A 21,704-nucleotide genomic window follows, 5' to 3' on the forward strand; every position below is an offset into this window, starting at 1 on the left:
AAAAAGAGGACCGGCTTGCGCCGATCCTCTTTTTGCAATGATTTTGTACTATTTTTTTGTAACAGAGATACGATCTGCTTCATGATGGCATTCTATATGGGCCAGTTTCGGGCGGTGTCTTCTTCTCCACCACATAAATCCGTATACGATAACTACCAGCAGAATCAACACCAGCAGGCGTCCCCAGTGTTCATGAAAACGGAGCAGATCATGTCCCAGCCAGACTTCTATGACGACAGCCGGTATTTTGCCGATAAGGTTGGCAATAAAATGATCTTTATAGGAAATATGACTCAGCGCACTGAATGCAGTTACTAATACATTGGGCGAATACGGTATAGCCCGTCCCATGATAATCGTCTTGATACAGCTGTAAGAATCAAGTTTTTCCAGCATATCATTCCGCTCGATCATTTTTTTAGCTTGCCCGCGCAGCAGTGTCCGCGTGAGGTGAAAACTGATTTCAATGCCTAATACTTCGCCTGCCCAAGAAATAATAATTCCCGGAACCAAACCAAAAATAATACCGTTCACTGTCAGGAACGGAATGGAGGGAAATCCGATCGCATTGACAAAGGTGATCATGAAAACACTGACCAATATAGCCTCATAGCCAAAGGAAGCAATATAGTCCGTAAGACCGTCTATATCCCCTTGTACCATGAGATTCCACATGGTCATGTAGAAATCCGGCAGAACAAGTTGAATCGCCCACAACACGGCTACTACAGCCAGAACGCCAAAGACGTGGATCGAAACCCCTACTGTTTTATCCTTCATATTATATATCTATCCTTTTATACAAGTAGTTTCGAAATGAGTTATCCCCGCATGGTTCTATCAGGAAATACGTCATAGGGATACCTATAGATGAACTGACCGCTGCACAACATATACTATTCGGCCAAACAGGCAATTCGATACTCTATTATACCACAAGTGATGTCATTTCCAAAATACTAGTTCCGTTTCAATCATCTCTTTTAAGCAACCAAGTACATCCTATTCTATATAGATACAAATAGGGCATAGCCTGAACCGTCTGCCGCTTATCAAAAAGGGGCCGGCAAGAGAGAGTCAAATCTTCTTTTCTCTCCTGTCAGCCCCGTATACACGGCGGTTATGTTTACAAAAATTCAGAAACGCGGGAGCGTTCTATCGCAGATAGCTGCTGACTCATTTTCAAGAATTCATCCAGTTTTTGCATCGCCTTTCCCGAATCGATAAGCCGTGCGGCTTCTTTCATGCCGGCTTCCAACGTAAGCGCCTTGCCGCAGATGTAAAGACCCGCTCCGGCATTCATGATAATCGCCGTCCGTTTGGCACTTTTTTCGCCGTTCAAAATGCTGCGGGCTATGGCAGCATTTTTTTTCGGCGTGCCACCTGCCAGCTCGTCCGGACGGCAGCGAATCAGGCAAAAATCCTCCGGCCGGATTTCATAGGTTTTAAAGGAATTTCCTGTAAATTCGCAGACTGTCGTAGCTGCCGAGGCCGAAATTTCATCAGATCCATCCTGCCCATATACTACCATGCCGCGCACGACACCCAGATTAGAAAGGACACGGGCCATCGGTTCGACAAGTTTTTTCTTGTTTACTCCTAAGAGTTCATATTTGGCACGAGCCGGGTTGGTCAAGGGCCGCAGCACATCAAAGATAGTCGGAATCCCCAGTTCTTCGCGAACGGAATCAATATGTTTCATCATATAGTAATAGTACCGTGTATAGAAATAGCAGATGCCGATCGTATGGAGCATCTCCAGACAACTGTCCGGTTCCAGGAAAATATTGCCGCCCAGCGCCTCCAGCATATCTGCCGAACCGCTGCGCGAAGTTTTGGCTCGGTTGCCGTGCTTAGCTACCAACACGCCTCCGGCAGCGATGACAAACGCTGCGGTGGTAGAAATATTAAAGGTCTTGGCCGTATCTCCGCCGGTACCTACGATTTCAAATAAATCCAAATGATGTTCCACCTTCAGGCTGTGTTCACGCATCCCTTGGGCAAAACCGGTTATTTCCGTATCCGTACATCCTTTGACCGCCAACGCTGCTAAAAATGCGCTGAGCTGAATATTGGAAACACGTCCATCCATGATCCGATCCATGGCAAATACACATTCCCGAGAGGTCAACTCATTACCTTCTGCCAGTTTTACCAGTAAATTTTTCAACATAGCCCTCACTCCTTTGTACGTACATCCTGCATGTGATCTTAACGAGGTTTCTTATACTTATATTATACCACATCGGCTTTGTAATCAATATAATTTCCAAAGCGTCTTACGATGTATCGCCCATATTGTTTTGCAAGACAGCCACAAAATCAAGGTAGTGGCACAAATCAACAGGAATAACCCCAGCGTACGTGTCCAGAACACGGTGTAGTCGTTGCTGAACTTCAATACGCCGTTAGTAAACGCCATGCTGGGGAAACTGGTGGACCACCAACCCATGCGAAACGGAGTACTGAGCATGATAGAGGCTACTTTGCAGACAATGGGTACCAGAAGGAAAATACCCGCACAGATAAATAACGCCGTAAAATTATCCGGGCCGAAGGTATCACTGTAAGTGATATAGCCCATGCCAAAAGGTGCCATGAGAATCATCAAGCTGGGCTGCACCGCATCAGGCAGCGGTTTGCCGATAATGCTGCGAGTCAGCAGCAGGGCGATAACCGGGATACCCGTCACAATACCGATGGCGACACAAAATACGGAAATATCATGAAATCCAGGGTTCTGAAGGACATTCCCGGCGATCGGGATCGTAATAGGTCCCAGCACCGGCAGCAGCCAAGCCGGAGTGACTTCGTTGATATGCTGACGTTCCAGCAGCCAATGGCTAAGCAATATCCAGCCAAACAGCAGAATCATCACCAACGCCACCCACCAGAATATACTGGCAATCATATGACTGTACGGTGCCAGTACCGCTGCCAGCAGCACCGTAGAAACGGTAAAGGTCCCAAAAAAATTGACCTTAGACGGGGAATTCCATTCTGCCCGTACGGCCGCCGCATCAATACGCAGTTTACGGAAATATTGGAAAAATACCCAAATGTAAATCACCATGGCGACTATTCCGAAAAACTCTCCAATCCAAGCGGGGACTCCCCAAATCTGATGCGCTGTGCGCCAGCCGAAACACATGCCGCAATACCCCATGGAAGCGGCAAAGGTAGAAACAGACATAAAATGAACAAAGCCAATTTGCCGTATGATTTCTCTTTCGTCCGGTGCTATGATTTCAATATGTTGTGCCATTTATAATACCTTCTTTTCAAAATTACCAAGTACATGCATGCATTTTTTGCATGTATTACCTTTTTTTAACGTTGCTTTTAAAGTATGACACACAAAAAGGCGAGTATCAATATACACGCCTTGCATTGTGTCATATTATTTTTCAATATGCGTCATCAAATTTTTATATTTCTGTTATAATGCGTGTTCTCGCAGCAGTTTTTCTGTTTCTTTTACCCTTTCATAGGAATAAAACACGCGTTCCAGACATAGTCCCCGAGCCGGGGCAGTCGCTCCCAGTTTGGTCCGGTCCCGGCCTTCCAGAATAGTACGGAAAGATTCTACCGTCATACGATGAAGTCCCAGATCCACAAACCCGCCTGCCATATTACGAACCATATGATATAGGAACCCATCTCCCAGAACATTGATCTGCAGTGCCGCCCCTTCTCGCTGAAAGGTAATATCGTACATTGTCTTCCGCGGGTTCATGGGTGTCGTATTCTGTCCTTCAAAGGCAGAAAAATCATGAGTTCCCCGCAATAGTTCCGCACCGGCTTTCATGATTTCTATATCCAGTGGTTTTCGTATAAACCAAGCATACCGCAGCAGAAAAGGATCACAGACTTGCGCATTATTGATCGTATAGCGATAGTGCTTACCTGCGCAATCATGACGCACGCTAAAGCGTTCCGGCATTTCCTGCGCCGTACGTATGACGATTTCCGGCGGCAGATAGCCTTTGGCCGCATAGGGGATTTTCTCTGTCGGGATGGAGCCTTCCCCATAAAAATTAACAACTTGTCCGCGCGCATGGACGCCGGCATCGGTACGCGCTGCCCCATAAATCGTAATCGGTGCAGAAAATATACGGGATAAGGCCCGTTCAATTTCCATCTGAATCGAAGGAGCATTGCTCTGCCGCTGGAATCCGTGAAAATCAGTCCCATCATAGGCAACGGTCAGACAGATGTTCTTTTTCATACAAACCACCGCATCCAAATCAGGATTCCCGTTACGAGTACGATAGCTGCCATGGCAATCCCATCCCGATAGGTATAGGATAATTCATTCATACGCGTCCGTCCGGCTCCGCCGCGATAGCAGCGGGCTTCCATCGCCGTCGCCAATTCGTCGGCCCGGCGGAATGCACTGACAAACAGCGGAACCAGCAGCGGTATCATGTTCTTGCCGCGCTGCAAGATACTGCCGCTCGTAAAGTTGGCACCGCGAGCCGTCTGGGCTTTCATGATCCGATCCGTTTCCTCCAATAGTGTCGGGATAAACCGCAGGGCAATGGTCATCATCATGGCCAGTTCATGCGCCGGTACGCCGATACGTCGAAAGGGATTCAATAAGTGTTCGATGCCATCGGTCAGAACGATGGGAGATGTCGTATAGGTCAACAGAGAGGAAAAGACAATCAAATATACCAGACGGGCCGTCATCAGACTGCCTTGGTATACGCCTTCTTTCGTAATGGAAAGAAATCCGTATTGCCAGAGCACGACCCCCGGCGTCGTAAAGATATGGATACCCATCGTAAACACAATAATAATCCACAATGGTTTCAAGGATTGTACGATGAGTTTCAGCGGCAATCGCGATAACGCAAAATTAAGCACCACAAACGCCGTAACGACGCCATAGGCCGGTATGGATTCCGCAAAAAATATCGCTATAATAAAAATCATCGTCGCCATAATTTTAGCTCGCGGATCCAGCTTATGCAAAAAGGAGTGTCCGGGAAAATATTGGCCCAGCGTAATATCAGTGAGCATGCGTATTCCCCCTTACCCCCGCATAAATGGAAGCCGCGGCTTCTTCTACGGTCCGTACACGGTCCTCGACCGGCAGGCCGCGTTTCTGCAGATACTGCAGCACTTCGGTAACCGGCGGTACACTGACTCCGGCACGATGCAGCAGGTCCTGCTGTTTTGCAAATATTTCCAGCGGTTCTCCATCGAGAATAATTTCACTGTGGTCCAGAACGATCAAACGGTTGGCCAGATGGGAAATATCCTCCATATTGTGGGAAACAAGGATAACCGTAATATTCTTTTCTTCATGCCAGCGCTTAACCTCGGCAAATATGTCTTCACGGCCTACGGGATCCAGTCCGGCCGATGGTTCATCGAGAATCAGATATTCCGGATGAATCGCAATGACACCGGCAATGGCAACACGGCGCATTTGACCGCCGCTCAACCGAAAGGGCGAGCGATTGCCGTATTCTTCATAATCGAGATGGACGAATTCCATCGCTTCCTTGACACGCTGTTCTATTTCTTCTTCAGCCAATCCCATATTGCGCGGACCAAAAGCAATATCCTTGGCAACGGTCTCTTCAAATAACTGATATTCCGGATATTGGAATACCATACCTACTTTATGGCGCATATCCATCGCTGCTTTTGATTTTTGGCTGATATCCATGCCGTTGACTGTGACCTGCCCCATCGTAGGCTGCAACAAACCGTTCAGCAGCTGGACCAAGGTAGATTTGCCGGATCCCGTATGACCGATGATCCCGACAAAATCGCCGCTGCTGATTTCCATCGTTACATTGCGCAGTGCTGTCTTTTCAAACGGCGTGCCTACTCCATAGGTATACGACACGTTTTCTAACTGTATTGACATAATGCGTCCCCTAATTCTTTTTTTGTTATGATAGTATCGGGCAGGGAAATGCCTTTTTCCCGCAGGCGCAAGGCCAATTCAGCCGAAACCGGTACATCCAGTCCCATTTTCTTTAGTTCCCGCACATGGGTAAAAATATCGTGCGGCTTGCCATCCATCTGCAATCTGCCTTTATTGATGACAATAACACGATCTGCCGTAACGGCTTCTTCCATAAAATGGGTAATCAAAATAACGGTGATTCCTTCTGTATTGAGCTGGTGAATCGTATCCATTACTTCCTTGCGGCCCATAGGATCCAGCATCGCTGTCGGTTCATCGAGAACGATGCACTGCGACTGCATGGCCAAAATGCCCGCTATGGCAATACGCTGCTTTTGGCCGCCGCTCAAAAGATGCGGACCATGGTGAGCGTATTGCGTCATGTTGACGCGTTCCAGCGCCGCTTTGACACGTTTTTTTATTTCTTCCGGCGGCACTCCCAGATTTTCCGGTCCGAAGGCTACATCTTCTTCCACAATGGCGGCCACGATCTGATTATCTGGGTTCTGGAAAACCATGCCGACTTTCTGCCGAATATCCCAAGTCAAATCAGGATCATCCGTACGCATGCCGCAGACTTCACAGGTTCCCTCTGTCGGTACGAGAAGAACATTGAAATGTTTGGCCAAGGTAGATTTTCCGGAACCATTCGTGCCAATAATCGCCACGAATTCCCCGGCCTGGATCGATAAGGATACATCCTGCACGGCGTATACTTTCTTTCCTTCTTCATCCGTATAAGAATGGCTCATGTGGTCCAGTTTTATCATAGGTATACTCATCGTATCTCCTTACATCTCCTATATAATAGATAAAGTGAAAAAACGCTCCCGTTTTTACACGCAATTATTATACAGTGTTTTACCCAGCTTGTCTATTATTTATGTAAACTTTTTTAAAATCACATTATCGTTTACATAATACGTTCTCGATCTGCTTCCATGCCCCATCCTAACGGTAAAATCCGCCATAATCCCATTGACTCATACGGAAAGAACTGCAGATAAAAAATCCCCAAAATACGCCCTGTCTCCGCGCTTAATCGGCTCCCTTGAAAGGGGATAGGTAGAAAACTTTTTTAAGGAACAACGTGACGCCTAAAAAAGAATCCATCACCTAGTTTGTTTACGCCCTGGCACCGCGCTTAATCGGCTCCCTTGAAAAGGGATAGATAGAAAACTTTTTTAAGGAACAACGTGACGCCTAAAAAAGAATGCATCACCTAGTTTGTTTACGCCCTGTCTCCGCGCTTAATCGGCTCCCTTGAAAGGGGAGCTGGCACCGCAGGTGACTGAGAGGTTGCCTTTCGTTTTTCCGCCTGCTTGTGTATTACAGTATCCGGCTGCCTACTTGATATACGATAAAGGTGACGATCCAGGCCACGGCAATTTGAAAGAAGGCGGAAAAAACAGTCCATTTCCAGCTGTGCGATTCCGAGTGTATCGTCGCCAGCGTAGCGGCACAGGGAATATACAACAGGGAAAACAGCATCATGCAATACGCATTGAGCGGAGTAAACCCTACACTTCCCAGCGCTCCTGCCAAACTTGTCAGTGCTGCATCGGAGTTAATGTTGAGTCCGTCAAAAAGAACGACAAAGCTGGATACGACAACTTCTTTGGCAGATATCCCGGCGATAAGCGCTAAGGATATCTGCCAGTATCCCAGACCAATGGGGGCAAAGAACGGCACCAGCCATTTTCCCATAAGGGCGCCATAACTATTGGTCATTTCTCCGTAGCCGCCGGGGCCAAAGTTGAGAATAAACCACATGAGAATAGAGGCGGCAAAGATAATGGTACCGGCCCGGCTCAGATAGTCCTTGACTTTTTCCCATACATAAATACCCACAGTACGGCTGCTGGGACGTTTATATTCCGGCAGTTCGATGAGCAGGGCGTTTTCCTGCGTCCGTTTTTCCACAAGGTTCATGCCCAGTAAGGAAAGAAGAGCTACGACGATTCCGATGATATACATGGAATAGGCCGCCAGCATCGAATTCTGCGGAAAAAACATGCCTGAAAACAGGATATAAATCGGCAGTCTGGCACTGCAGGACATAAACGGCGTCACGAGCATCGTACGATACCGATCTGTTTTATTTTCCAGTGCCCGTGAGGCCATGATTGCCGGCACAGAACAGCCAAAACCCAGTATCATGGGAATAAAAGCACGTCCCGAGAGCCCCAGCCGTTCCATAATGTCATTCATAATGAAGGCAACGCGCGACATATAGCCGCTGTCTTCCAAAAAAGCCAGCGTCAAAAACAAGATGCAGATATTGGGCAAGAACGTCAGAATACCGCCTACTCCGGCAATAATTCCTTCGACGACCAGCGATATAAGCATATCATTGGCACCGAGCATCGTCAATCCGTTGGTCGCTTGTTCCGATATGACATCCAGTGCTAATTCAAAGTAAGATTTTAAATAGTCCCCAATATAAAAGGTCAGAAAAAATACGCCGGCCATGATCAGGAGAAATACGGGTATACTCAGCCAGCGGTTGGTCAATATACGATCTGCGTATTCTGTGGCAGCTACTTTTTCCTCTCGGTTGACGACTACTTCATGGATGATTTCTTCGATAAAATCATATTTTTGATTAATAATATCCGTTTCGTAGCTTCTATCAATAATATTGGCTTCTTCATCGATCGGATATTTCTTAGTGACCTCCGCATCCTGCTCCAATAGCTTGAGTGCGTGCCAGCGGTGATTGAACATCTGCGGATAATGCAGCTTGAGCTGTTCTCTGATTACGTCGATCTTGTCTTCCAGCAAATCACTGTATACCATGGCAAATTCGCTATGATGGTTATGCCGATGCCGGGTATGGCTGGAATGATCGTGTATAAGCCGGTCCGGATGGACATGATCCCGATGATGAATCGCCGCATGCAGGAGCACGCTTAGTCCGCGCCGCTTCAAAGCCGATACGGGAATGATAGGAATACCGAGCATTTCCGGCAGCCGGTGCAGATCGATTTCCATGCCCCGATTTTCTACAATATCCATCATGTTGAGTGCCATGACAACCGGTTTGCCCAGTTCCAGCAGCTGCAAGGTCAAATACAAATTTCGTTCCAGTGCCGATGCATCTACCACATCAATAATAACATCGACTTCATCGCTCAATATAAAATTACGTGATACCTGTTCCTCCATGGTATAGGAGGTCAAACTGTATGTTCCGGGCAAATCGACAAGATGTATAGTGACACCGTGATTGACAACAGAACCTTCTACTTTCTCTACCGTTACACCCGGCCAGTTAGCCACTTTGAGATTGGCTCCCGTATACGCATTAAATAGTGTCGTTTTACCGCAGTTCGGATTTCCGATAAACGCCACTGTCAAATCTTTGTGTGTTATGCCATGCCGATAGCGGTGTAAATGCTTGCGTCCTCTCGAGGCATTTGATACATCCTGTTCCACTATATTCAACTCCTAACTTGTATATGGCTGGAAATCCCTTTACCGATAGCCAGCCGTGTCCCGCGTACCTTAATAATAAGGGTACCGGCATTTTTATTATTCAGAACTGCGATTTTCGTTCCTTTCGTCATACCCAAAGCCTGCAGGCGTTTTTCCATTTTAGTCGGCAAAGACAGTTCTTCTACAAGATAGGTCATTCCTACTTTTCCTTGATCCAATGTCATTCGTCCGCCCTCCCCCTTTCTCGTCACATCGGCACGCTATCTCCTCAGCGTGCGTGCTCGGCTCCGTATGCATTGTCGCCGGAGTTTCCTTTTATAGTAAAGAGTGCCAAATACGATACGGCGGTAATGGATTGCACCAGGATTTCCAGATTGTGCAGTCCCAGCACGGGAGCTGTCAAGCTTCCTATATAGCAGATATACGGTATGGCAAACAACGCCCCGGATTTATTGAAATCATGACAGCGTCTGATACCCAAGGATATTTCTGCCCAGACAACAGGAATCGTCAATGCGATAAATATAATTGCAAAAACAGCGGCCAGTTCTGGTCGTCCGATAATCAGTGATTCCACAAACTTGCTGTACAGAATCAAGGAAAACATGATCTGCGCAAAGACAAGGACCAGCGTGCGCAAAATAAAGGGGCGGCGCTGCACCCGTCCGTGAAACGCATAATATTTGGCTTTGAGATCCTGCCAATCACGAAAACTCACCGCGTTGTTTTCTCCTACGCGGCCGACCGGCATGGCAAGGCCTTTACGGATTTTGATCGATTGATCCGACCGTTTTTTTAATTTAATCTTTTTTTCTTGAGACATAGTTTCCTCCTAACGGCGCTCAAAAAGCTCGTGCTTATATTTAGTTGTCATAATAATGGTATCATATTCTACGATCTTACTCAAATGAATTTGACCGGAAGATATAAATTAAACCATCTTACCGGTTTTATCCGTTCCCGATTACAGCGTATCATGATATAATGAACGTATCTTGATTATTTAAAGGAGACTATTATATGGGAAAACATGTATATACAAATCTGGTGAATTCGGAAGGGATATTCACCTACAATTTTTTCTGTGAATCCATCATCAGCAGCTTGCATACCTTGCTGCACATCATGGAACATGCCGAACTGGATCCGCCGGAACAGCTGGCGTCGATTCCTGATATGCTGGCTAAAATGGGTACGAACCTCATGCAGGATTATAGTGAAGAAAAAGTGGATCTCGACCGGCTCAAAACGGAAATGGTCGATTTTTATAATGTCGCTTTTGCCGTGAACGAAACCATGGTTCCCGTTGTGACACACGGCAGCGATGAACTGCAGTATTACTACTTCGTGTTTGAACAGGGAATCAAAATCATGTTTCCTACCCTGCTCGAAAATATTTCTATGGATTTGCCGGAGGGTGTCCGCGCCGATGACTTCATGGATGAAATGATGACCGAGTTTATTCAATAAGCATATCCGCAAAAAGCGGGTACCTATTGCTGCAGCCTGCGCTGCGACAATAGGTACCCGTTTTCTTTATATCGCCGTTAGTTCAGTACAAAAAAATGCAGGAAAGAAACCAGCGCGACTACAAACCGATAATAAGCAAAACTGGCCAAACTGGACTTATTCAAGAATTTGAGGAACCACAGTACCGAGACATACGCCACGGCAAAGGCCACGACAAAGCCGATAGCGATCATGATCAAATCACCGCCGGCAAGGTCACTCAGATTTTTAAGCAGATCGTAAATACAGGCCACGACCATGACCGGCACAGCGATAATAAAGCAAAAGTCGGCAGCGCATTTACGACTCAATCCCAAGAACAATCCACCGGAAATCGTCGATCCGGAACGAGAAAACCCCGGCCACAATGCGAGTATTTGGAAGGCCCCTACCAAAAAGGCCTGCATGATCGTCATTTTTTCCACATCGTCACACACGACCCGCATATGCGCTCTTTCAGCAGCCAGCATAAAAAAACCGCCGAGAATCAGCCCGATGATAACGGTGCCGGGAGAAAACAAATACGTCTTGATCGCATGGTGTGCCAAGTAACCAATGCCCATGACCGGCACAATGCCGGCAGCGACATGGGCTAAGGTCAGTCCCGTATCGTGGCGGAACCAGTTTTCCCGGCGATACATATTCCAGCACCGATATTGCCGTGCCATGCGTAAGAATTTTTCCTTATAAATTACCAGAACAGATAAAATAGCTCCAAGTTGAATAAAAACTTCAAAAACACTGGCCCGCGGCCCGTCAAATCCCAACCAGTCGCCGACGAGGATCATATGCCCCGTAGAAGAAACAGGAAGATATTCTGTCACCCCTTCGACAACGCCGAGTATAACCGCAATGATATAATCGTTCATTCGATGATTTCTCCTTTATATATACAACAAAATAATATAAACCATACTGAAATATTATACCACGCGGAAAAAAAGAAAAAAAGTGTTTCTACCAGTAAAAAAGCAAGGCTGTACTGACAATATCTTATGTCCGTACAGCCTTGTCATGGTGCATCTTAATCCAAAGAAATGACATGGTTCTTGTTTTCTACCTTAAACTTAGCATATTTTGGATCCCCATTATGTTCAAAGTACAACGTATCTTTTTCAATGTGTCCGCGCCAGCTCACGATCAGGGGGCATTCATGGCTGAGATGTTTCAGCATCTTTATGGGATTCAGGTTCAAAATTGGTGCAAATAAAAAGCCAACATTGTCAATCATTACCACACGTGCATTCAGTCTGTGAATGGCAGCCGAAATAAGAGAAATTGCTTGTTCGGGACGATCCGCCCGTGGAATTTCCAAAAATTCGTCGTCGAACAGTTCTTTTGCATCGACGATCTTCCATCCTTCCTGATACGTTAATTCTCGAATCAGTCTACTTTTGCCGGAACCCGGGCCGCCGATAATAATCAGTAACTTTTCTTCGTCCTGGGCAATGTACTTCCAGCGTTTCAAAACCTCTGCATCTGTAACCATAGGAATCACCTTCATCTGCTTTATTGTTATCTTTATTATACTGGAATTGGCCTGCATAAGTAAAGGCTTTTGTCTATCTAAATTTTACATGGTTCTCCTAAGCGGAAATGCAGCCTTATGCTTCCAAACCATATCGTTTCTTGGGATTCTGCAAATCTTCGATAGGAGCACTTAGAAGAAGCACATCCTCCACATAATTTTGCACATGGTCGATCACGAATAACAAGTATATCCCTTTTTGGTATGGGTTGTCATAGAAGTATCCATCGACAGATTTAATGCCGTCAGGACCTTTTTCCAGCCGCTGCGGCAGTCCATACAGCCCTAAAATCGTCGAGGCATGATAGCCTAACGTCGCCCCGCGGTTCGTATACGCGTTATTGGTCATCAGGAAGACACGCTTTATCGTATTGTACCGATCTATTTCCACCCCATAATCACCGTAAATCCAAAATTTGTTGCCCTTATTTGTTATCATATTAGTCCACATATTATATTTATTGGCTTCAAATGGATTTTCCAGTGAGAATCCCATAAGGGAAAAATCTCTGGGGATAAAACCGGCATGGATCGGCAGTACTGTCTCAGCGGACGGATTAATGTACGGTGCACGCGGCGGCATCAGTGCGATCCGTTCTACTTTCCGGTTATAGATGGCAAAAACAAGCATCGTATCCTTTTGCGGACTCTCATATACCAGATAATAGATATTGGAATCCGTATCACGCAAAAGATTGGTCGGTGCACCATACCGCCGCATAACCGATTCCACCGGATATCCCAGATGGATGTCGCGGCCGGCCGCTATATCCGTTCCCTGGGCCAAGAAAATAGAATTGACACCGACTTGTATACGGTCTCCCTGCTCGTTCGGCTGTTTCAGCATATCGATCGTATCATTGCGCAGGACGACCCGCAGTTTTTGTGTGTCATCATTGTACCGCAGCGTCGTATAATGTTCACTGTTCAAATATTTTTCCGGACTGCCCAGCACACGCCGCACTTTTGCCAGGGTATCTCCGGCTGCCAGTCCGGCAATAGTAAAGTCTTTTTCCACCAGTGGGAAAATATACAAGGGAGTTACCGCCATATCGGATAGTTTAGGGTTGGTTATTACTTCATCTTCATAATGGTCTTTCCCTTCGATTTTAGGTACGTCGGCGTCCTTGGCCGTATCATTTTTTACGGTGTCATCATACGGTGGTGTTCCGTTCGCTTTCGTTTTATCGCCGGCCTGCGTCGTTGCTGTCGTCGTCGTTTTTCCCGCAGTCTTCCCTACGGGCTGTTCTATCGGCATAGGGTGCTTGCGGATAATAATCGAATCCGGCTCATCCGATGCGGCCCACGCTGCAGCCGTATAAAAAACACCAATCAGTAGTGCGGCACCCAAAATCTTTCGTGAGCGCTTCATAGTAATATCTTCCTTTCTCTATGTAAAGAGTAAAAACACCCTTTGAAGCCATTCTTTCAAAGGGTGTTTGATTATATTATTTCTGTTCCGGCCGTGTCAGCGGGAATAACAATACATCTCGGATGGAGGCGTTGTTCGTCAGAATCATGACGAGACGGTCTATCCCGATCCCTAACCCGCCTGTCGGCGGCAGTCCGTATTCCAAGGCACGGACGAAGTCTTCATCCATCTGGTGTGCTTCGTCATCACCCATGGCCCGTTCTTTCATCTGCTGGACAAAACGATCCCGCTGGTCGATAGGGTCATTTAATTCGGAAAATCCATTGGCCAGTTCGCGTCCGTAGATAAACCCTTCAAAGCGATACGTCAGCAGAGGATTTTCACGGTCTTGCTTGGTCAGCGGAGAAATCTCCAGCGGATGCCCCGTAATGATCGTAGGCTGCATGAGGTTTTCTTCTACATAGTCTTCAAAGCAAGCGTTGATGATTTTGCCGATGCCGCAGTGTTCCGTATATTCCACATGGAGCTTGTCGGCTATGGCTCTGGCTTCTTCAATCGCAGTAACCTGCCCGAAATCTTCACTGGTATATTTTTTAACCGCTTCGATCATGGTCATGCGGTCCCACGGCGGCGTGAGGTCGATTTCCATGTCCTGATAGGTGATCTTTGTTGTTCCATAAAGCATTTTGGCTAATTCCGCCGTCATTTCTTCGGTAATGCGGATCACATCTTCCAAATCACCGTAGGCCTGGTATAATTCCACGGTCGTGAATTCCGGGTTGTGGCGGGTATCAATGCCTTCATTGCGGAAGCAGCGGTTCATTTCATATACGCGTTCCAGGCCGCCGACGATGAGACGTTTCAAATGCAGTTCCGGTGCAATACGCAGGAAAATGTCCATGTCCAGTGCATTGTGATGCGTTTTGAACGGTCTGGCCGCAGCTCCGCCGGCAATCGTATGAAGCATCGGTGTTTCTACTTCCAGGAAGTCCCGTTCATCCAGGTATTTGCGGATTCCTTTAATAATTTTGGACCGTTTGATAAAAGTATCTTTTACTTCCGGATTGACAATGAGATCCAAGTAGCGCTGGCGGTACCGGGTTTCCGTATCCGTCAGGCCATGCCATTTTTCCGGCAGCGGCCGCAGTGATTTGGATAACAACTTCCATTCGTCGACCCGGACTGTCGTTTCTCCTGTATGGGTCGTAAATACCGTTCCTTCCACTCCTACTATATCACCAATATCCAACAGTTTAAAGAGAGTATAGGAATCTTCTCCGAGAATATCCTTACGGAAATACAGCTGTACTTCACCGGTAATATCACGCAGTACGCAGAATGCCGTTTTGCCATGACGGCGGATCGCCATTAAACGTCCGGCAACCCGTACTTTTCCTTCATTCTTTTCCAGTGCTTCGGCGTTGTCTTTTACGTCCTGGGCATGATGATCCCAGTTGTATTTTTCACCAAACGGATAGACACCGGCTTCACTGAATTCCCTCATTTTTTCCCGGCGTACGATCATCTGATCATTTAGCTGTTCTTCTTCTATAACAGGTGTTGCTTGTTTTTCTTCGGACATGTAGTTCCCTCCTGCTTCTTATTCCGCATTGGGCGGTAGTATACGATACTTGAGTTGTCCCGCCGGTGTTTTTACAGATACAATGACAGGATGCTGCTTGCTGATATTTTTACCCAAAATCGCCGCGCCTACGGGGGATTCATTAGAAATACGATTATTGAACGGGTCGGCTTCTGCTGTGCCAACAACAGTATAGGCAAAACGGTCGCCTGTTTCGATATCTTCCAAAACGACTTTAGAGCCCAAGCCTACTCTGGCCGCGCTGTCCTCCGATTCTTTTATGATTTTAGCCGTGCGGATTTTGCCTTCCAATTCAGCGATACGCCCTTCAATAAAGGCCTGTTCGTTTTTAGCATCATCATATTCAGAGTTTTCGCTTAAGTCACCTAACGCGATGGCTTCTTGAATACGCTGCGAAACTTTAATGCGGCGAACAGATTTTAATTCTTCCAGTTCATCGGTTAGTTTTTTCAAACCTTCTTCAGTGATTAATGTTTCAGTCATAACTATGCTCCTTTGCTCGTATAGTGGTCATATACAGAAAATAGTGTCAAGCGACCCTTGGCACTATACGTGTATCTATTCAATTGCAAGTACATTTTATTATATTCTTATATGCCTCGTCTGTCAATAAGAGGTAACTTGCAGAAAAATGCGCAGGATGGGGCCTGCTCCGGCAAGCATGCGTCGATAAGAATACTTTACAGCAGTCCTCGGATTATGTTTCTGAATTCGTCTACTCCCGCTGCCCGGTTGATCCGTTCGCGCAGAGCAGCCGATCCGTGCAGTCCCTTCGTATACCAAGAGGCATGAGCTCGCATTTCCCGAAGCGCAATGTATTCCCCTTTATACTCCAGAAGGCTTTCAAAATGTTCCAGTAATTGTTCATAGCGTGCCGCAGCTGTCGGCGGCGGCAGGATTCTTCCCGTTTTCAGATAGGTGATGATCTGCGGAAAAATCCAAGGGTTTCCTTGTGCGCCGCGGCCGACCATAATTCCCTGACAACCCGTTTCTTCCAACATTCGCAACGCCGAAGGCCCGTCGGTAATATCCCCGTTGCCAATGACAGGGATGTTTACAGCCTGAACAACATCTTTTATTTTTGTCCAATCGGCTTTTCCCATGTAAAATTGTTCCCGGGTCCGTCCGTGAACGGTGACTGCAGCCGCACCGGCTTGTTCAGCCCGTTTGGCAAGTTCGACTGCCGTATTATGTTCTGCATCCCAGCCGGTACGCATCTTTACGGTTACCGGCAGTGAAACTGCCGATACGACGGCGGCAATAATAGCTTCTGCCCGCGGCAGATCTTTCATAAGGGCCGAGCCTTCTTGATTTTTTACGACTTTATTCACAGGACAGCCCATATTGATATCCACAATATCTGCTCCTGCTTTTTCTACCTCCTGCGCCGCATTAGCCATAGTCGACGGATCGGATCCGAATATCTGCATAGAAAGAGGATGCTCGCGCGGATCTATGCGGAGCATCTCTTGTGTATGCTTATTATGATATAACAGCCCTTTATCACTAACCATTTCTGCACACACCATAGCCGCGCCATACCGCCGTGCAATCACACGATACGGCAGATCACAGACGCCGGCCATGGGTGCCAGGATTACCGGCATTTCCAGGGTAACACTGCCGATAGAAAGAGGTTTAATTGTTCCGATCATAGATAATCCGGAGTCCTTCCAACGTTAACATAGGTTCTACTACATCAATCGATTTGGCAGCCGGGGCAATAATGACGGACAATCCGCCGGTCGCTACGACCTTAGCCTTGCCGCCCAATTCCTTTTTCATCTCTCCGACGATGCCTTCTACCTGGCCGACAAAACCGAAGAAGACGCCGGCCTGCATGCTCTGCACGGTATTGCGGCAGATAACGCGTTCCGCCGTAACAACTTCGATGCGTGGAAGTTTGGCTGTCCGCTGTACCAACGCTTCTGTCGATATACCGATACCGGGAGCGATCGCCCCGCCCAGATAATCACCGCCGGCTGATACGGCACAAAAGGTCGTAGCCGTTCCAAAGTCAATAATAATGAGTGGTCCGCCGTATTTGGCATAGGCGCCTACGGCATTTACAATACGATCGGCTCCTACTTCACGGGGATTATCATATTTAATATCCATACCAGTCTTAACGCCCGGTCCGATTACCAGCGGCATAACCCCGAAATAACGCTGACACATGCGTTCCAGTGTAGGCATAACAGGCGGCACCACGGAAGAAATAATAATAGCGTCGATTTGATCGGCATTGACCTCGTTAAAATTAAAAAGGTTGCGGATCAATACACCGTATTCATCTGTTGTCCGCAGACGATCCGTGGAAATGCGCCAATGATCAAGTAAATCTCTTCCGTCGAACACACCTAAAACAATATTGGTATTTCCTACATCAATTACAAGTAGCATAGCTTTTATCTCCCATACATTTTCAATTTCTAGCTTACGCCCTATATAATACCATTGTTTGTATGAAAAATACAGAACTTTTTGAAGGTATAAACAAAATATATGCTATGCTTTTTTCACCATATTCCGAAACCCCAATCCTGTTTTTTCCAAAGCCTGGGTAATTTTAGATCCGGCAGTCACGCCGATGACCATCTTAATCAAATCAAACGGGGCAAAGGGAGCGGCACAGACCAATATGGCCTGATACAACGTCATCGGCTTATGCAGCATCCAATGAAAATACGCCGTAAACCCCAGTACGCCCACTATATACACCAGCAGGATAGAAAGAACGCCAAACGCAAATGCCCGCAGTTGTTCTTTCCTTTTGGCTTGTCCGGGAATATAGCAATACCCGCAAATCCAAGCTTCCAAGAGGAAACCAAGAAAAAATCCGCACAGCGGACCAAACAACGAGCCCAATCCGGATCCGCCCATAGCAAATACAGGCAGGCCAAAGGCGCCCAATAACAACCATACAAGGACACTCAATGCCCCATAGCGCGGTCCTAAAACAACACCGGCCAAAGTCACCGCCATCACCTGCAGGGTGTGCGGAACCGCTCCGATAGGAATCGCAAATTGAGATAAAACAGCAATAATAGCCGCAAAAAAAGCGGCACCAATCATTTTTTGAATAGGCATATACGTCCCTCCCCTATCAAACTAGTATGATGTCCGCTTCTTATGGTAGCAAAAAAAGAATCAATTGTCAATTTTTATTATCTGTAAATAGTTAACAATACATTATGATACGGCACGTACCCGTACATCTCCGGCAAGTACTGTTTCCCGCCCTGTCTCTGTTTCGACAATAAGATTGCCGTTGGCATCGAGATCTACCGCTTTGCCCTTAAAAGACCGCCCCGGTTCGATTACTTCCACGTCCTTGCCCATCATCATGGATAACACTTTCCATTCCGCAAGAATAGGTTTAAATCCTTCCGTTTCCGCAATTTCATAATACCGTTCCAACTGCAGCAATACCTCCTGCAAGAGAGTCTGGCGATGGACGGGGATATTTTCAATGGTAAAACTCGTAACCGTTTTTCGAAGGTCCTTAGGCAGTGCTTTTTTAGTCAGCGAGGTATTGATGCCGATTCCCATGATCAGATAGTTAATATGTTCCATAGACGCATTCAGTTCTGTCAGGATACCGACCACTTTACGATTTTTGACAAGAATATCATTCGGCCATTTAATGCCGCATTCCACTAATCCCATTTTATGCAGTGCCTTGGTCAGAGCAACCGCCGCCAGCAGTGTCATTTTGGAGACTTCCATAGGAAGAAAAGTGGGACGAAGAATCAGGGAAAACCACACTCCCTGTGCAAAGGGCGACAAAAAGCTCCGTTCCAGCCGGCCGCGGCCGCCGGATTGTTCTTCCGCCAAAACGATTGTTCCTTCCTCTGCGCCTTCTTCCGCTAATTTTTTAGCCACATTATTGGTAGAGTCTACTTTTTCCAAATAGTGAATTTTTCTGCCGAAAATTTTTGTCTCTAGTCCTTCACTGACTAACTCCGATAATAAGAGCTCCGGGGCTTCCAGCAGACAATAGCCCCGTTTGGTATATGATTCAATGACATATCCCCGCGTTTTTAAAACGCGTATGTGCTTCCACACGGCCGTACGGGAAATTCCCAGTTCTTCAGAAATTTTTTGTCCGGATACGTATTCACCTTTATGAGTAAGTAAATATTCCAAGATATCTTTTCTCACAGTTTCACCTCATTTTCAAAAATAAATGATGTTGACAATTTCATTGTAGCATATATGACTCATGTGTCAATTACTCCCAGTATCCCGCTTTACGGCATTTTTACGCAAAAGACGACGCAAAAAAGTGCGCCGTCTTTACTCTGCTGCATACTGTTTCTTACATGTTACTCTTTGTTATCCGAAATGACATTGCCCCACGGGCTGATGCCAATATGATCGTCTTCTGTTTCTTTTTTGACCGGCTGTTCCGGTGCTTTCGGTTCTTCTGCCGGCGGTACTGCGGATTCTTCCGTTTTAGCCGGAGCCTGTTCTTCAGGAGCCTTCAAAGAACCATATTTAATAATATTTTCCACTTGGCTGTGGTCAATGGTTTCTACCTGCATCAGCGCATCGGCCATACATTTCAAGGCGTCTATATTGGCATGGAGAAGCTTAAGCGTATCTGCATATGCTTCCGATACCATATCGTGCATTTCCTTGTCGATAAGTTCGGCTACGCCATCGCCGTAATTCCGCTCATGCCCCAGGCTCTTGCCCAGGAAGACCTGTTCCTGCTGCTCCCCGAATACCATCGGGCCCAGCTTGGAACTCATACCGAGACGCATGATCATCTGCCGTACGATATTGGTAACACTCTGCAGATCACCGGAAGCCCCGCTGCTGATTTCATCAAAAATGATTTGTTCCGCAGCTCGTCCTCCTAAAGCGACACGGATCTGTGCCAGCATATACGATTTCGTTTCATAGGAGCGGTCTTCTTCCGGAAGCATCATCGTATACCCACCGGCACGGCCACGCGGAATAATCGTGACTTTATGCACCGGATCTGCTTCCGGCAGCAATTGCGCTACAATGGCATGACCCGATTCATGGACCGCTGTCAGACGTTTTTCTTTTTCGCTGATCACATGACTGCGGCGTTCCGGACCAAAGCATACTTTTTCACTGGCTTCCTCCAATTCAGGCATGCCGATAATCTTTTTATTGGCACGGGCAGCCAGCAGTGCTGCTTCGTTCAGAAGATTGCCCAAATCGGCACCCGTGAATCCCGGTGTCTTCTTAGCAATCGTCTTTAAATCAACATCTTTCGCCAAGGGTTTTCCTTTGGCATGGACTTCCAGAATCGCAATGCGTCCGCGTAAATCCGGACGGTCTACGGTGATCTGGCGATCAAAACGACCAGGACGCAGCAGCGCCGGGTCCAAGATATCCGGGCGGTTGGTAGCGGCAATGGTAATAATACCTTCATTCGCGCCAAACCCATCCATTTCCACCAGGAGCTGATTCAAGGTCTGTTCCCGTTCATCATGGCCGCCGCCGAGACCGGCACCACGCTGACGGCCTACGGCATCAATTTCATCAATAAAGACGATGCAAGGTGCGTTTTTCTTTGCCTGTGTGAAAAGGTCACGCACACGGGAAGCACCGACACCGACAAACATTTCCACAAAATCAGAACCGCTGATACTGAAAAACGGTACGCCGGCTTCACCGGCAACGGCTCTGGCCAATAAGGTTTTACCGGTCCCCGGAGGTCCGAAAAGGAGAACTCCTTTAGGGATTTTGGCACCAATACTGTTGTACTTACTGGGGTTGCGTAAAAACTCTACAATTTCTGCTAATTCTTCCTTTGCTTCATCCTCACCGGCCACATCCTTGAAGGACACTTTGATTTTACCTTCTCCATGCATTTTCGCATGGCTTTTACCAAAGTTCATCACCCTGCCGCCGCCGCCTTGCGTCTGCTGCATGATAAAGAACCATACGCCAATGAGAATCAGGATAGGCAATACAGAGCTCAACATGCTCATCCACCAAGAAGGCTGTTCCGGCGGTTTGGCAATAACGTTGACTTCTGCATCACGCAGTGCTGGCATAAGCGCCACATCCGTGGGAGCATACGAGGTAAAAGCCGTCCCATCTTTCAGTTTACCGGAAATAGCATGGTCGTTGGTAATCTGGACGGTGTCTACCTTCTTCTGCTGGACCTGATTCAGGAAATTCGTATACGTAATTTCCGATTTATCGGTTTTATTGGTCGTAAAGGCATCTATAAGGGACACGGCAACAATAATAATAAGCAAGTAAAGACTTACATTGCGTACAAATTTACTCAAAATACTGCTCCTTTCATTCCAATCTAGAACTGTTATTGGTTAGTCAT

General features: G+C 46.8%; 21 protein-coding genes. 1 reads left to right on the forward strand and 20 read right to left on the reverse strand.

Annotated features, from left to right (window positions below):
- Positions 1 to 48: 48 nt before the first annotated feature.
- The 10 genes from NXG62_RS05870 to NXG62_RS05915 all read right to left on the reverse strand — a co-directional run bounded on the left by NXG62_RS05870 (position 49) and on the right by NXG62_RS05915 (position 10,187).
- Positions 49 to 780 carry a TVP38/TMEM64 family protein gene (locus NXG62_RS05870; protein ID WP_427114018.1) on the reverse strand — a complete coding sequence of 244 codons (732 nt, stop codon included), beginning with the start codon at positions 778 to 780 and terminating at the stop codon, positions 49 to 51.
- Positions 781 to 1,126: 346 nt separating this feature from the next.
- A complete protein-coding gene (gene trpD, locus NXG62_RS05875; RefSeq protein WP_427114019.1) occupies positions 1,127 to 2,173 on the reverse strand; it encodes an anthranilate phosphoribosyltransferase in 1,047 nt (348 codons plus the stop codon).
- Between the two features lie 84 nt (positions 2,174 to 2,257).
- Positions 2,258 to 3,265, reverse strand: a complete 1,008-nt coding sequence (locus tag NXG62_RS05880; protein WP_427114020.1) for a C4-dicarboxylate ABC transporter — start codon at positions 3,263 to 3,265, stop codon at positions 2,258 to 2,260.
- 174 nt (positions 3,266 to 3,439) lie between these two features.
- Entirely contained in the window at positions 3,440 to 4,228 is a 789-nt protein-coding gene (gene truA / locus NXG62_RS05885; RefSeq protein WP_427114021.1) for a tRNA pseudouridine(38-40) synthase TruA, read from the reverse strand.
- Complete coding sequence (locus NXG62_RS05890) at positions 4,225 to 5,025, reverse strand: energy-coupling factor transporter transmembrane component T family protein (RefSeq protein ID WP_427114022.1); 801 nt, start codon at positions 5,023 to 5,025, stop codon at positions 4,225 to 4,227. The genes truA and NXG62_RS05890 overlap by 4 nt, the downstream gene beginning before the upstream one ends.
- The gene (locus NXG62_RS05895; RefSeq protein WP_427114023.1) at positions 5,015 to 5,884 is read right to left on the reverse strand and encodes an energy-coupling factor transporter ATPase; all 870 of its coding nucleotides are present in this window, start codon (positions 5,882 to 5,884) and stop codon (positions 5,015 to 5,017) included. The genes NXG62_RS05890 and NXG62_RS05895 overlap by 11 nt, the downstream gene beginning before the upstream one ends.
- A complete protein-coding gene (locus NXG62_RS05900) occupies positions 5,869 to 6,708 on the reverse strand; it encodes an energy-coupling factor transporter ATPase (RefSeq protein ID WP_427114024.1) in 840 nt (279 codons plus the stop codon). Before NXG62_RS05900 ends, NXG62_RS05895 begins: the two co-directional genes overlap by 16 nt.
- Before the next feature lie 547 nt (positions 6,709 to 7,255).
- Positions 7,256 to 9,364 carry a ferrous iron transport protein B gene (gene feoB / locus NXG62_RS05905; protein WP_427114026.1) on the reverse strand — a complete coding sequence of 703 codons (2,109 nt, stop codon included), beginning with the start codon at positions 9,362 to 9,364 and terminating at the stop codon, positions 7,256 to 7,258.
- A 5-nt stretch (positions 9,365 to 9,369) separates the two neighbouring features.
- Positions 9,370 to 9,588, reverse strand: coding sequence for a FeoA family protein (locus tag NXG62_RS05910; protein WP_427114027.1), 219 nt, complete (start codon positions 9,586 to 9,588; stop codon positions 9,370 to 9,372).
- A 44-nt stretch (positions 9,589 to 9,632) separates the two neighbouring features.
- The gene (locus tag NXG62_RS05915; protein ID WP_427114028.1) at positions 9,633 to 10,187 is read right to left on the reverse strand and encodes a DUF805 domain-containing protein; all 555 of its coding nucleotides are present in this window, start codon (positions 10,185 to 10,187) and stop codon (positions 9,633 to 9,635) included.
- Between the two features lie 197 nt (positions 10,188 to 10,384).
- On the opposite strand from NXG62_RS05915, the gene NXG62_RS05920 reads away from it, so the two are divergent.
- On the forward strand, positions 10,385 to 10,834 hold the full coding sequence (locus NXG62_RS05920) for a hypothetical protein (protein ID WP_427114029.1): 450 nt from the start codon (positions 10,385 to 10,387) through the stop codon (positions 10,832 to 10,834).
- A gap of 77 nt (positions 10,835 to 10,911) precedes the next feature.
- Here the strand turns inward: NXG62_RS05920 and NXG62_RS05925 are convergent, their stop codons facing one another.
- The 10 genes from NXG62_RS05925 to ftsH form a co-directional block, all read right to left on the reverse strand.
- A complete protein-coding gene (locus tag NXG62_RS05925; protein ID WP_427114030.1) occupies positions 10,912 to 11,742 on the reverse strand; it encodes an undecaprenyl-diphosphate phosphatase in 831 nt (276 codons plus the stop codon).
- A gap of 155 nt (positions 11,743 to 11,897) precedes the next feature.
- Positions 11,898 to 12,362: a BREX-3 system P-loop-containing protein BrxF gene (gene brxF, locus NXG62_RS05930; protein ID WP_427114031.1), complete on the reverse strand. Its 465-nt coding sequence runs from the start codon at positions 12,360 to 12,362 to the stop codon at positions 11,898 to 11,900.
- Positions 12,363 to 12,477: 115 nt separating this feature from the next.
- Positions 12,478 to 13,773 (reverse strand): hypothetical protein, encoded by a 1,296-nt coding sequence (locus NXG62_RS05935; protein WP_427114032.1) that lies wholly within the window; start codon positions 13,771 to 13,773, stop codon positions 12,478 to 12,480.
- A 76-nt stretch (positions 13,774 to 13,849) separates the two neighbouring features.
- Complete coding sequence (gene lysS / locus NXG62_RS05940) at positions 13,850 to 15,355, reverse strand: lysine--tRNA ligase (RefSeq protein WP_427114033.1); 1,506 nt, start codon at positions 15,353 to 15,355, stop codon at positions 13,850 to 13,852.
- Positions 15,356 to 15,373: 18 nt separating this feature from the next.
- Positions 15,374 to 15,859 (reverse strand): transcription elongation factor GreA, encoded by a 486-nt coding sequence (gene greA / locus NXG62_RS05945; protein WP_427114034.1) that lies wholly within the window; start codon positions 15,857 to 15,859, stop codon positions 15,374 to 15,376.
- Positions 15,860 to 16,056: 197 nt separating this feature from the next.
- Positions 16,057 to 17,031 (reverse strand): tRNA dihydrouridine synthase DusB, encoded by a 975-nt coding sequence (dusB, locus tag NXG62_RS05950; RefSeq protein WP_427114035.1) that lies wholly within the window; start codon positions 17,029 to 17,031, stop codon positions 16,057 to 16,059.
- Positions 17,015 to 17,779: a type III pantothenate kinase gene (locus NXG62_RS05955; protein WP_427114036.1), complete on the reverse strand. Its 765-nt coding sequence runs from the start codon at positions 17,777 to 17,779 to the stop codon at positions 17,015 to 17,017. The genes dusB and NXG62_RS05955 overlap by 17 nt, the downstream gene beginning before the upstream one ends.
- A gap of 105 nt (positions 17,780 to 17,884) precedes the next feature.
- Positions 17,885 to 18,466: a biotin transporter BioY gene (locus NXG62_RS05960; RefSeq protein WP_427114037.1), complete on the reverse strand. Its 582-nt coding sequence runs from the start codon at positions 18,464 to 18,466 to the stop codon at positions 17,885 to 17,887.
- A 102-nt stretch (positions 18,467 to 18,568) separates the two neighbouring features.
- On the reverse strand, positions 18,569 to 19,540 hold the full coding sequence (locus NXG62_RS05965) for a biotin--[acetyl-CoA-carboxylase] ligase (protein WP_427114038.1): 972 nt from the start codon (positions 19,538 to 19,540) through the stop codon (positions 18,569 to 18,571).
- 164 nt (positions 19,541 to 19,704) lie between these two features.
- The gene (gene ftsH, locus NXG62_RS05970) at positions 19,705 to 21,657 is read right to left on the reverse strand and encodes an ATP-dependent zinc metalloprotease FtsH (RefSeq protein WP_427114039.1); all 1,953 of its coding nucleotides are present in this window, start codon (positions 21,655 to 21,657) and stop codon (positions 19,705 to 19,707) included.
- Positions 21,658 to 21,704: the final 47 nt, after the last annotated feature.

It is taken from the genome of Megasphaera sueciensis (assembly GCF_050219315.1).
GTDB lineage: Bacteria > Bacillota > Negativicutes > Veillonellales > Megasphaeraceae > Megasphaera_A > Megasphaera_A sueciensis.